A 13,019-nucleotide genomic window follows, 5' to 3' on the forward strand; every position below is an offset into this window, starting at 1 on the left:
AAGTCACGGCATTGAACATGGTCAATTCCTCAACCAACCAAAGCAGCAAAATGTGTGAAATTTGATGAAAGCGGCCGGCTACTGCGGCCGCTGGCTCGTCACGGTCGCGCGCGTCAAACGACCGAGGTACCAATACGAGGTGTCGTTGGCGTAGACGTTGGACGTGATCTTGCTGAAGCCATCGGAGGTCGACACCACGACCTGGGTGGCGTTGCCAAACAAGTCATACTGATTCGACGTTGTCACGGTTGGCGCCGGGGACCCATCAAGATCTACGCTGCTCGACACGCTTTGCGCCAGCGACACGCGATAGGGAGCACTGGACGGCGAGATCGTCGTCGAACCACTCGCATTGATGAACTGATAAACGTTCGTCAATTGTCCAAGAGTCTGCGTACCGAGGGTACGCGTCGTCGACGCCACCATGCCTATATAGGGAAAATCCTGCCGGAAGGTTGTGGTCTCGGCGATACCAGTTTGAATGTCCCTGACGGTCACTTGGCGGAACCCGAGCATTCCTCTGCCCGTCAAATCAATCTTTGCGCCAGCATAGGTACGGCTCGAGCTGTAGGTTCCGCCGACGCCATTTGAGGAGTCAACCTGGGAGGCCACAAGAAATGGAGTCTGCAGATCCTGAATCGGGTAGCCACTGCTGGAGTCGCGGGTGTAGACGGATGAGTTCGTCAAAGGAGCGTAGCTGACAGTGATAGTCGCTCCGAGACCAGAAACGATCGTTCCGATAACGTCTCCGACTGCCGCATCGGCCAGGCACGTGTAGATGTACGTGCCAGACAGCATCGCAAACTCGACTTTTCCGTCGCCGTTGAAGTCCCCCAACTGCATCCAGTAGTCCTTCGTCGGCGGCGCCCCGAAATTCCATCCGTTCGGCATGCCAAGCGTACGATACGTGAACGAACCATCTCCACTGCTAACGAATTGATACATGTAAGGACTATTCCCGCCGATAATGGTAAAGTCGGTTCTTCCATCGGCATTGATGTCACTTGAGAACGAAGTGAAGCTCGCCCCGGGCTGGGCTCCGAAATTCCAACCGTTTGAAATTTGAATTGGAAGATAATCGAAGCTGCCATCGCCCCGGCTCTGCATCTCATAGAGTTGCGGCCCCTGAAGCATGATCAGATCCGTCCTTCCATCGCCGTTGAAATCGCCCGTGATGGGAAGAAAGCTCGTCGTGCTTGTTGATGCAAAATTCCAGCCGCTCGGCAACTGCCACGAGTTAAACGCGAATGTGCCGTCGCCATTACCGAGGAACGAATAAGCGACTTTGCCGACGGTACTAGATCCTGAGCCGGGACCGGTCACCGCCGAACCTCCGACGATCAAGAAGTCTGTCTTTCCGTCTCCGTTGAAATCACCTGAAACTGGGGTGTAGCCAGCAGTTGTCGGAACGCCAAAATCCCAGCCAGGGGTCTGGATCGCGCGTCCACTAAAAGTGCCATCACCATTGCTCAAGAACACGTAGAGGTATTGGCCGCTGATCAGCAGAAAATCCGCCCGGCCATCAGAATTGAAATCACCGGCGATCGGGATAAAATAATCGCCCGGCGTTGTCCCGAAATTCCAACCATTCGGGAATGGGAACGTCACTCCGGTGAATTGACCACTTCCGTTGCTCAGAAACACATACAGATTGGTCCCATTCAACATGGCAAAATCGCTCTTGCCGTCCCCGTTGAAATCGCCAGGAATGTTCAGATAGCCCGACGACGCACCGAAGCTCCAGCCATTTGGCGCTGCGGAATTAATCGCCTGGAACGTCCCATCCGACTTGCCGAAGAACCCATACACCGTGGAGCCGACCAGCATTATGAAATCATTCCGGCCATCGCCGTTGAAATCACTTGAGACCGGCGTAGTCAGCCTGCTCAAAGCAGCTCCCGGGCCCGCACTGCTCGGCGTATTGAAATTCTCGCCGTTCGGGAGCACGCTGACGGACCCAGAAAACGCCCCACCTCCGCCGTTCTGCCACTGGAACGTCGTGGGAGGCAGACAAGCACCAGACCCACCACAAACCTTGACCGATGAGATTTCGGACACATTGCTCGTGGGACTCTGCTGATATGAGAGCTGATAATCGGAAACCAACGTATTTCCCGAAAAGGTCCTGATGTTTGTCAGCCGCACGGCTGTCCGCACCAAAGAGCCCGCCTGGTAATGCTGAATGACATCGGGACGCGAGGCGTAGACAAATCCAACCGAATTGTATGGAGTAACGTTTTCCGCCGCGTTGCCCGTATAAGTGATCGAGCTTGGAACTGACTGCCCCGCAGCCGCATCGGTAGCATAAGCGACCGAGAAGTAATTGCCCTTCGTGTCGCTCACCTTGTTCACACCCCAAGCACGCACGCTCGGCTTGCCTTGCGCGAGCACCTGAGAATCCGCGGCACGACCGAACTCCATGATCTGACCGGCCTTCGTGCGCACCTCGAACCACGCCGGCCCACTGCCCGCCACGCCGTGTGAAACGATCTTGGAATAGGCATCGATTTCGGTACGATATTCGGCATTGTCAGCACCATAGGACCCACCCACCAGGATCAGACGCTGCCCTTCGAGGCAGAACCGATCATTGCCGTCAAAATTAACGGCACCGAGCACACCATCCTGCGCCACCGTTCGTTGGCAACGGCCGATCGACGGCAAGCCCCCCAAGGACCACCCCATACCCACCACGCCATTGCCGCCCTGACTGCTGTATTCGAGCGTTAGCGCCGGGACGACGCCGGCGGCCCCCGGAGGAACCGCGACTGGAATCGAGTAGGTCGCAGCGCCCATCTGACCAACGGAGAACTGACCAGGAAGCGACATTGTGCCGGCGCTACTTAAAGTAGAAATCGAGATACAAAAAAAAGCGGTACTCAGTCCGACGCGCGCTGCTCGCCCCATCAACGCACGCGCGCAATTTTCTCGACCGACCCGAGTCGAATTCCCAAACATCCCTGCCCCCGCAGCATCTGCACAACTCGAAACGTAGCAGATGCCATTCGAGTCTGACGATCAACCGGCATCGGAACTTATTCACAACATAAGGTGATGAGGTTCGACAAATACAACCAACTCCGGCGGTTCCACCAAACTTCTCCTGCCGCGTGCATTGAGCGGTTAACTCGGGTGCGAGAGGAATTTCGGCTGCTTTCCGTCGTTCGTTGGTTTCTGTAGAGAGGCTGTGTGACAGTTTGGCTTGAGATTCTGCGGAGGTCATTTCACACTTCCCAGGTCAAAGATGGGAATGCCGCTGCGCGCGCAGCAATTGATGCAATTGATCGTAACCGCCGATCATCTTGCCCAGATGATCGGCGTCGCCAACCCGCCATTGATGTTGATGGAGGTCGCAGGACTGACCAGAGCCATTTATGGCGAGAAGAGCGCCGTGCGGCTGGCACACCAGAACGGCTGTCGCGACCGGACTTGGGAGACGCGAGCCGGTGCGGTCGAACTGCATATCTCCAAGTTCGCACGCGCGAAGCCCCAAGTCGTGGTCCTGGCGGCCGCCAAGGTCGGCGGCATTGTCGCCAACAACACGCTGCGCGCGGAGTTCATCTACGACAACATCGCCATCGCCACCAATGTCATTCACGCTGCCCACGTGAACGGCGCCGAGAAGCTGATCTTTCTGGGCTCATCCCGCATCTATCCGAAGCTTGCTCCTCAGCCGCTGCACGAGAACGCGATGCTGACAGGGCCACTGGAGCCGACCAACGAGCCTTATGCGATCGCCAAGATCGCCGGCATCAAGATGGTCGAGGCCTATCGCAGTCAATATGGCGCCGACTTCATCACCGTCATGCCGACCAATCTCTATGGTCCGGGCGACAACTATCATCCCGAATACAGCCACGTCGTCGCGGCGCTGATCCGCCGCTTCCATGAGGCCAAGCTCGCAGATGCGCCGGAGGTCGTGGTCTGGGGCACCGGCACGCCGCGGCACGAGTTCCTCTATGTCGACGACATGGCGGATGCCTGCGTGCACCTGATGAAGACCTATTCCGACACCGCGCTGGTCAACATCGGCACTGGCAAGGATATCGTCATTGCCGACTTCGCCCGCGTGGTTGCCGCCGTAGTAGGCTTCAAGGGCAGCATCAGCTTTGACCGGTCACGGCCGGATGGCACCCCACGCAAGCTTCTCGACGTCTCCCGCCTGACGGAGCTTGGCTGGCGCGCGACGACTTCCCAGGACGTGGGAGTCGGGCTCGCCTATCAGGCATTTCTGCGCGAAGCGGCGACGCAGTAGTTGATCATCATTGGCAAGGGCGAGTCCACCAAAGGCCATTCGGCGCTGGATCTCGTCGAAGCCGCCGGAAGCCTCGATCTCAGCGACGATCTCAAGATCCCAATAGTGCCGCGAATAATCCGGATTCTGGGCCCTGATGAAGTGCTCGGCTGCCATGAGAGCCTCACACTCCTCCGTCCGACGGTTGTTGTTGATAACGGCGAGCACCCCGTTCTGCGACAAGACGCCGCGCGCTTTACGAGAAACCGCGGCCCATCAGTGAAATGCCTGCGCCACCGCGGCCAGGCCTACGGAGTTTGGCTCGATCGGCAGAGCCTCAGCGGGCGCGATTGTGACTTCGAGTCCCGCCGCACCCGCACGTGCAGCTATGTGGGGGTTGGGCTCCGCGGTCTGCACGGTCCAGTCAGACAGGGCATCAATGAGTGCACGCATCGAAATTCTGTTACTTGCGCCGACATCGAAACAGCGATGCCGGACCATTACCTGCGGCGACAGCATAGGCGACGGCAACGAGAACGTCAGGCGGATAAGTCGTTCGGCTAGCGTCGTAAAGGTCGGCGAGACCGTTAAACTTTCGCGTATGGTTCTGCATTGCGGACGAAGCTCCTCGAATTTGCCTGTGGCAGGACCAACACACGGCGCTTTCAACAACCTTGTTTCAGGCAGACTCCAGGCTTCCCCTCCGTTGGCGGTCCGCGAACATGATCTTGCAATTCAATCTATGGTTGACAATCGAGCGGCGGCCGCAAGGCTCGTGGTCGTGAATGCACCGCGGAGACCCGGCCGCTATCGACACGCCCAGCACAGAAGGCGGTAGCCTTCCAGAACTGCCCCGTCGACTGTCGCAGCGACCGCGCTGTCTGATGACACTTCCTCCGCGCTCTGCGCATTTGCGCGACATGCATATCTGACACGTGTGCTTTGCAAATCGCGAGCGTCGCCAGCTCATTCTCAGCGGGTCGAACTGATTCAGCGCAATCGCGCGGCCGACTCGCCGGCCATAATTGATACTGATCAACTACTTTCGACAATTTTTGGTCGCAGTTTATGATGATTATCGCCTCGCGTGCATTCGACTTGTGCAACCTCGGCGAGCTTTTGCCTTGCTCGTCCGGATGATCGTTCGTATGATTCGAATGTGATCGGATCGTGAGAAAAGTTCACTGCCGGCACGCATTCCTTCAACGCTCGCGAGACCCGGCCAGTGTTACAGCGACGTAGTTTTCTCGGGCTTCCGCTATTGGCGTTGTGTGGCTCGGCGAATTCGGCCTGGGCGGGCAACTCCGTCGAGACGTCCAGAGTCAGAATGACGATCGGCGGAAAGGCATTCCTACAATACGCACCGGTCACACTTGCCGAGCGCCTTGGCTTTTTCAGGGACGCGGGCCTCGACCCGGAGCTTCTTGACGTGAGCGGCGGATCCAAGGCGCTCCAGGCTCTCGTGGCAGGAAGTGCTGAACTCACCGCTGGCGCTTTCGACCACACGATTCAGATGCATGCCAAGGGACAAAAAATCGTCGGGGTTGTGCTGTTTGGCAGGCATCCGACGTTCGCATTGGCCCTGCGAAAAGAGAAGGCTGCGGACTATCGCGACCCAAGCAGCCTGAGAGGCATGAAGATCGGGGTCACGGCATTGGGATCCCAAACGCAGTTCATGGTGGAGTACATCGCTTTGCGAGCTGGTGTCTCTCCGGCCGACATTTCCTTCGTCAGTGTCGGAGGTGGCACAGGTGCCGTAGCAGCGATCCGCAACGGCGCTGTGGATGGGGTCGTCACGGGTGAGCCGGCGCTTACGGCGCTGACCGCCGCAGGTGACGTCAAACTGGTCGCGGACACTCGCACCAACGAGGGGACCATCGGCATTTTTGGCGGTCTCTATCCGTCAGGGACGATCTACGCGCGGTCAGACTTCATCGAACGCAATCCCGATACGCTCCAGGCCCTTGTTCTCGCGATGGTGCGCGCCCTGCAGTGGATTGATCGCGCGTCCGTCGACGAGATCGCCGATGCGCTCCCGGAGGACTGGGCCAAACCTGATCGAAACATCTTCCTCGCCTCCATCCGGGGCACCCGAGACATGTTTTCGCCCGATGGCCGGTTCAGCGCCGAGGGCGCGGGGATCGCATTTCAGGTGTTGTCGACCGTCGACCCGCAATTGCGTGGCGTGAAGGTCGATCTCGCGGAGACATTTACGAACAGGTTCGTCGAAAAGGCTCTCCAGACGCTAGCATCGAAATAGCATCGTGGAGAGTTCGAGCCGATGAACATGCCCGCGGCACTGTGGGATCGAGGCTAGGTGGTGGCGCCGCGAGCTCCGCAGCATTCGAACGCTTCTGCTTCGGCCGCCAAGAAAACGGCGCGGAAGACGCGTCCGACAGATAAGCCCAAGCGCCCAAAAGGACGGCCCGCGATCCTTGCAAGACGGCGGCGCGACATACCGCTTCATCATCAGGTGTTCTTGGTCCTGCAGGACGAAATTGCAGAACGCCGCTATGCACCAGGAGAAGTCTTGCCGGCGGAGGCGGATCTGGCTGTGCTCTTCGGCGTCTCGCGCGTGACGATCCGGGCAGCTTTGGACACTCTCGATGAGCTCGGACTGATCGAACGCCGCCAGGGTATCGGCACGTTCGTACGGGAGCTCTCGAAGCCGGAGCCTCTCACCGTGCCGATGATGGACCTCGCTGCTCGAAACAGGGAGATCGTGCGCACAACGCGAGCTCACGTGGTCGAGTTCGAGTTCAAGGTGGCCCCTCGTCACGTTCGCGAGCACTTTCAAGCCCAGCCAGGCGACCTTTTCCAGCGCACAGTTCGCATCCGTTACATGAATGACTGGCCAATCATGCAGGTCACGACCTACATTCCGGAAGCGATCGGACGGCAATTTGGTCCTGAAGACATGGAAGGAGGGTCGCTCTATGCGATTCTGCAGCGCTTCGGCATCACATTCACATCTGGCGAGCAGATTGTGACGGCAGCTGCAGCCGACCCCGTTGTCGCAGCACGCCTCAATGTCGCGATAGGCGCACCGCTTTTGAAGGTGGTGCGCATTCATTTCGACAGCGCCGGACGTCCGATTCAGCACTTTGAGCTGCTGGCTCCACCTGCAACCTACGAGCTTCGCATGCCATTGAAAGACTTCTAGCCTGCTGTAAGCGCGCCAAGTCCCGAGCACGGCCCGTCCAAACTGACATTTCGGTACGCGTGCGAAGGAGAAGCGCTCACGATCTCATGGGGCCGCGCCGTGGGCGGACCGGCCCACACCGGGAGGCGTCACAAGACATGAGCCTCTGCACGGCGGCCGAACGATACAGATGACGTCCGAACCAGTTTCCCCTTCATTCCCTCGCTTTCAATCGACGGTCCCTCACTACGTGGCCGGGCGACCGAATTACGCACCCGCGCTCATCCAAGTCGTGGCGGATCACCTTCGTCTGACCAAGGACCACCGATTGATGGATCTCGGCTGTGGGCCAGGGTGGCTCGGCATCGCATTTGCGCCCCTGGTCGGAAAGGTCATCGGAATAGATCCGGAGCCTGCCATGCTGGAGGCTGCTCAGGCGATCGCCAACGCGGCGGCCGTTGAGATCGAACTGATCGAAGGCAGCTCGTTCGACCTCAGCCCGAAGCTCGGCCGCTTTCGCGCCGTGGCGATTGGACGTGCCTTTCATTGGATGGATCGCGCCGATACGCTGCGAAAGCTCGACCCATTGATCGAGGAGGACGGCGCAGTCCTGCTGTTCAATGACGTACGTCCCGATGTCCCACAGAACGCCTGGTACAAGCGTTACTCGGACGTCGTCGATCGCTTCACCAACAAGAGTGTCGGTTTCGCACCCGAGCGCTTACGTCACGAATCGATCCTGCTGGAGTCGCGCTTCGGTCAGCTCACCAGAATTGGTGTCATTGAGCAGCGTCTCGTGCCTGTCGCTCGCCTGATCGACCGCGCACTATCGATGTCGACCTCCTCCCCTGAACAGCTGGGCGTTCTCGAAGGTCAGCTCGCGCAGGAATTGACGATGGAGATATCGCCATTCGCAACCGCCGGCGGCGTCGTAGAAGTCATTGAATCGCAGGTCCTCATTGCGCAGCGCCGCTGAGGCTCACAAGCTTCGCTGCCCAATCGACCTACTTGGCCGCCCCATAGGGGCGAAAGCGCCGGCACACGCCAGTCGCCACGGCCATCGCACCGCTCCATGACGAAGACGGCCCGCAGCAAAGACCTTAGGTCAGCTCTACACCGGCGACTGAACAAGCGGATTCGATCAGATGCCGCACGGTCCGGGCATCCCAGTCGAGCCTCTCGGGGACGTCCGCCCAGTAATTTGAGAGCACATGTGCAGCATGTCGCGCCTTTACCCCCAGACCGACGACCGTTCTGGCCGGAATCGCCATGATGGCGCGTTCAATCGGGTCAAGCGAGCTCAAGACCGCTTCGATGCGCTCTACACCGGGCACCACCACGGCGGAGATCTGCGATTTTGCATCCCAGGTGGCCGCAGCTGATTGCGTATCTTGCTGCTGGAGAGTTGCGAGTTCTGCGGAGAGCGCTTCAAAGCTGCGTCCGAGGGCAACGAGCACGGCGTCGGGATTGCTTTCGATGGCTTGCTCATCGAGCGTCAGACCACCTGGCTCGACGGTTGCCAAAATCCGCAGGGTTTCATCAAGAGACATCACCGAACTCCAGGCCGAAAACGGTCGGTGGAAGGTCGCCGACAGCCGATCGGTTGCAAGGGATCGACGTGCACCCAGCGGACGAAGTCCGCCTCTCCTTCTCGACGTGAGACGATATCGCCCAGTCGTATCAACATCAATACAATATCTGTTTCAGGCCGTCATCAATAGGTCCCAGACTGCCAGAGCCCCGTCACGACGCAATGCGGAGAGCTCGCATCGCGACGCAGGAAACGGCGTTGTCTTTGACGCCGGCTCATTTCACGCGACGTGCCGAGACGAAAGAGGTTGCGCTCGGCCAGCTTGGCCCACTCATGCCACGCAAGCCTGCGCTTGGCGAGCTACCGAAATTGGTGGTGCTACACCAGCGGCGGAGTCACTGGCCAGAAAGCTCGTCCGGCGTCCGCAGTGCGGCCTATTGCTGCGTGCCACTATCATCACCACCCGTCTTACGCGAGTAGCCAACGCCTGTTCGCCTCACTTGGCACAGCGCTGAACGCCTCCGTCCTATCATGGGACGGCGCAATCAAAGGCTCCGGTTGAGCAGACGGCTGCGACATGTCGCGCCTGCGTTGAGCCAAGCCATGCCGCGCCGCGTTGCTGCGGACCCAGGCACGAACTGCCAGGTTTCAAGACAATTGACGCATTGCAAGCGGGCCGCTCAACAGCCGGAAAGCTCGCAAGACCGCACTCAACCACTCGCCATCAGGGGTGCATCAATCATCCTCGTACTGCATCGCGCAGCTATCAAGGGGTTGATGCAACGTTCTCGACGAGCGACGCACCGACAAGCCGAGCTGGTCTGGAGCCAGTCGAACCGCAGGGAAGGATGAGGCGCCTGTAGTGCACCCGCAACCTGTCATTTCGGTGCGGGCGCCGGATGACGGCATCAACGTCGTCGAAGAGCGGCTTGCCTGTATGAAGCACATGGTCGTAAACGCCACGGACCCATTGGCCGTAATGATAGTCCGGCTGCTCCTCGAGCGGCAATCCCGGTGCATGCTGTTGCCAGGTTCTGCCGAAGCTTTCAAACCCCGAGCCGATGTCAGCGAAAATAAGCCGGCCGTCGACAGGCTCGATGATGACGAAGCGCTGCAGCGAGTGTAGATCGAGGAGGCCCTTCAGTTCGGTATTGTCGCGGCCCTGATCACATTCGAGCCATCGCATGAACAGGACCGCAAGCGGCTCTGCCTCTTTGGCAAGCGCAGTGATGGGCAACTCACGGCTTCTGAACACCGGCGACAGATGCAGGCGGGCTCGCGCGACCTCATCCCCGATATAGGTCATCGCCTGGCCGACCCTCGGGAACATGCGCTCGACAACTTCATCGCCCGTTTTCACAACGATGATTCGCTCCACGGCCCTATCTGCGATGAAGTATAGCGCCGAAGCGATGCTGATCCCGCAGGCGGTCCTCGGCCTGAGCCGGATCCGGGCTGATCGACTGTCGATCATGGTGACAGCGACGAATCCCAGATTGTCGACCACATAGGACGAGAAATCAAAATCTGACACCGGGCATTGCAGGAATCGCCGCAAAACCGGCGAATGAGCATCCCAAGCCCGCCCATGATCGTCCAGAAGGATGGTTGTCATCGGATCCACGCCATCTTCAATACGAACGCGGCAGCGCGCCAGCGTCTCTGGCGCCCATTGATGTATCGTCATCAGATCCGCCAAACGGCGGATCCGGATGCCGAACGAAGCAACCAGTTGAACGCATATCGGTCCGCGCCGCTACTACAAGCTTAGGTAGCGGCCGGCCATCGCCCTCCCTCCAGGCACGCGACTTTCCCGGCGGCGCAAGCGGACGCGGCAGGGCCGCGGTCCTCCCCTTGCCAGCACGAACCCGGGCCTGCTCGCCGGCAGTGCTCGCCCTCGGCGAGATCGCCTCCCTCGCCCTCCCCACCGGAACCTATGCGCTGGTGTGACTACCAGAGTTAGTAATTGATCCCGGTATCGCAAAACTGTCAACTGGTGGTTGATGACAGACCCGCACGGGGAAGGGAGACCTTGCATGCTCACGCGACCGCAATCGATTCGTCATGCTGCAGATCATCGTCCGGAACTCGCCACTCGCGCCGCAGTGCTCCGCGAGCAGATCTGCTGCAATCGAGATCTGAGCTTTCTGATGGAGGCCCATGATGGGCTCTCAAGCGCCGTCGCCGAGCGCGCCGGCTTCAGGGGCCTATGGGCATCCGGCCTGTCGATCGCCTGCTCTCTCGGCTATCGCGATGCAAGTGAGGCGTCCTGGACCCAGCTCATCGACGTCGTCGAACGCATGGTCGATTCGACTGATCTCCCCGTTCTCGTCGACGGTGACAGCGGCTTCGGCAATTTCAACAACGCGCGCATTCTGGCCCACAAGCTCCGTCAGCGGGGTGCCGCGGGTGTGGCCTTGGAAGACAAGCAGTTTCCGAAGATGAACTCGTTCGTCGGCGATCGTCATCCGCTCGCCGATGCCGGCGAATTTTCCGGGCGTCTGCGTGCCGTGAAAGATGCGGTTGGAGACGAACTCGTCCTCGTCGCCCGCATCGAGGCCTTGATCGCCGGCCATGGCATGGACGAGGCCCTTCACCGCGCTCACGCCTATGCGGACGCCGGAGCGGACGCCATTCTCATTCATTCCCGGAAGAGCACGGCGGACGAGATTTTCGCCTTCGCCAATGGTTGGCAGAACCGCCTCCCCGTCGTGATCGTCCCAACGAAATACTATCGGACCCCCGCGTCCGCCTTTCGTGCTGCCGGCATCTCGACCGTGATCTGGGCCAATCATTCGATGCGCGCCGCGACAAGCGCGATGCGCAATGTCTGCGAGCGCATCATCACCGAGCAGAGCATCGCCGGGATCGAGGCTGAGGTCGCGACCCTCGAGGATGTCTTCTCGCTGTTTCACTACGACGAGCTGGCGCGCGCCGAGGCCCGATACCTGCCCGTGAATGCCGCGCCAGGCCAGCCAGACTGACCGAACAACTCATGCCGTTCTCGTAAAGGATCAGACTCATGACCCCGACTGCACTCGCATCTCGCATCGACACACCGACCGATGTCTCACAGGTCGACCGCCCCGACATTGCCCAGGTCATCAAGTGGCGGGATAGCTCATACGCCGCCGACCTCTACATTGCAGCGGTGTCCTGGCTCGACCTGTTCACCTATCTGGACGGTCATCCCGTCTCTGAAGACGAACTGCGGGAGCATTTCTCGCTTCGTGACCGGCCGACACGTACAATGATCAGGCTCTTCGAATCCTGGGGCCTGATTGCCCGCGAGGGCGGAAAACTTCACGCCACCATCGAAGCCGTCCGATATCTCAGCAGCCGATCCGACGAGAATGTCGCCTCCTACATCGCCACAATGAAGTACAAGTCGTCGGTTCGCGAGCTGTACGACGTCCTGCGGAACGACGGCTCCGACACCTGGCATGTCGCGCGCGGCGACACGACCAGCTGGGACGATCTGATGCAGACGGATGAGTTCGCGGACCTCAACACGCGCGGCATGGAGGAGCGCGGCCGGATCTTTGCCCCGCATCTCGCTACCCTGCTCGATTGCAGCGGCGATACGTCCATGCTCGACATCGGCGGCGGCTCCGGCGTCTATTCCGCTCATCTGCTGATGCGATATCCTCGGCTATCCGCGACCATCTTCGAGCGCCCCCCGGTCGACGAGCTCGCGCGATCCTGTCTGATCGCGCGGGGCCTCTATCCCGCCCGCGTCCGTATCGTCGCTGGCGACATGTTTGTCGACCCGCTGCCACGCGATGCAAGCCTTCATCTCTATTCCCACGTTCTTCACAATTGGGGACCCGAGAAGGTCCGCCTGCTGATGCGCAAGTCCCACGACAGCCTCCAGCCCGGTGGCCGCATTGCTGTCTACAGCTGCCATCCCGACGATCGCGGCGGGCGTCCGGCCCCGACCGCCGAAGCTGAATATTCGGTGCTCCTGACCACGGGCTACGAAGGCTGCTGCTACAGCTTTGAAGACATGCGCGGGATGCTCGAACAGGCCGGCTTCGGGCAGGTCGAGTACCACAGATCGCTCTGCAATCGCAGCCTGATCGTGGCGAAGAAACTCAGTTGAGGTCACAGGA

The 13,019-nt window shown here is 59.7% G+C and carries 10 protein-coding genes; 7 read left to right on the plus strand and 3 right to left on the minus strand.

Translation table 11 applies throughout. From position 1 onward, the window contains the following. Nucleotides 1-78: 78 nt before the first annotated feature. Nucleotides 79-2,796 (minus strand): FG-GAP-like repeat-containing protein, encoded by a 2,718-nt coding sequence (locus QX094_RS08355; protein WP_316187786.1) that lies wholly within the window; start codon nucleotides 2,794-2,796, stop codon nucleotides 79-81. A gap of 478 nt (nucleotides 2,797-3,274) precedes the next feature. Here QX094_RS08355 and QX094_RS08360 point away from each other — a divergent pair, with 478 nt between their 5' ends. The 5 genes from QX094_RS08360 to QX094_RS08380 all read left to right on the plus strand — a co-directional run bounded on the left by QX094_RS08360 (nucleotide 3,275) and on the right by QX094_RS08380 (nucleotide 8,352). Beyond that, on the plus strand, nucleotides 3,275-4,255 hold the full coding sequence (locus tag QX094_RS08360; RefSeq protein WP_316187787.1) for a GDP-L-fucose synthase family protein: 981 nt from the start codon (nucleotides 3,275-3,277) through the stop codon (nucleotides 4,253-4,255). Continuing rightward, nucleotides 4,256-4,798 carry a hypothetical protein gene (locus tag QX094_RS08365; RefSeq protein WP_316187788.1) on the plus strand — a complete coding sequence of 181 codons (543 nt, stop codon included), beginning with the start codon at nucleotides 4,256-4,258 and terminating at the stop codon, nucleotides 4,796-4,798. Nucleotides 4,799-5,561: 763 nt separating this feature from the next. Next, on the plus strand, nucleotides 5,562-6,494 hold the full coding sequence (locus tag QX094_RS08370; RefSeq protein ID WP_316171847.1) for an ABC transporter substrate-binding protein: 933 nt from the start codon (nucleotides 5,562-5,564) through the stop codon (nucleotides 6,492-6,494). Between the two features lie 213 nt (nucleotides 6,495-6,707). Next, entirely contained in the window at nucleotides 6,708-7,397 is a 690-nt protein-coding gene (locus QX094_RS08375) for a GntR family transcriptional regulator (protein ID WP_316188201.1), read from the plus strand. Between the two features lie 169 nt (nucleotides 7,398-7,566). Continuing rightward, nucleotides 7,567-8,352, plus strand: coding sequence for a class I SAM-dependent methyltransferase (locus tag QX094_RS08380; protein WP_316187789.1), 786 nt, complete (start codon nucleotides 7,567-7,569; stop codon nucleotides 8,350-8,352). A 124-nt stretch (nucleotides 8,353-8,476) separates the two neighbouring features. Here the strand turns inward: QX094_RS08380 and QX094_RS08385 are convergent, their stop codons facing one another. After that, nucleotides 8,477-8,926: a hypothetical protein gene (locus QX094_RS08385; RefSeq protein WP_316171849.1), complete on the minus strand. Its 450-nt coding sequence runs from the start codon at nucleotides 8,924-8,926 to the stop codon at nucleotides 8,477-8,479. Nucleotides 8,927-9,673: 747 nt separating this feature from the next. Beyond that, nucleotides 9,674-10,606 (minus strand): hypothetical protein, encoded by a 933-nt coding sequence (locus QX094_RS08390; RefSeq protein ID WP_316171850.1) that lies wholly within the window; start codon nucleotides 10,604-10,606, stop codon nucleotides 9,674-9,676. Nucleotides 10,607-11,012: 406 nt separating this feature from the next. On the opposite strand from QX094_RS08390, the gene aepX reads away from it, so the two are divergent. After that, the gene (gene aepX / locus QX094_RS08395) at nucleotides 11,013-11,891 is read left to right on the plus strand and encodes a phosphoenolpyruvate mutase (protein ID WP_316171877.1); all 879 of its coding nucleotides are present in this window, start codon (nucleotides 11,013-11,015) and stop codon (nucleotides 11,889-11,891) included. Between the two features lie 38 nt (nucleotides 11,892-11,929). Then, entirely contained in the window at nucleotides 11,930-13,009 is a 1,080-nt protein-coding gene (locus QX094_RS08400; RefSeq protein ID WP_316187790.1) for a methyltransferase, read from the plus strand. The last annotated feature ends 10 nt before the right edge of the window (nucleotides 13,010-13,019 follow it).

It is taken from the genome of Bradyrhizobium sp. SZCCHNS1050 (assembly GCF_032484785.1).
GTDB lineage: Bacteria > Pseudomonadota > Alphaproteobacteria > Rhizobiales > Xanthobacteraceae > Bradyrhizobium.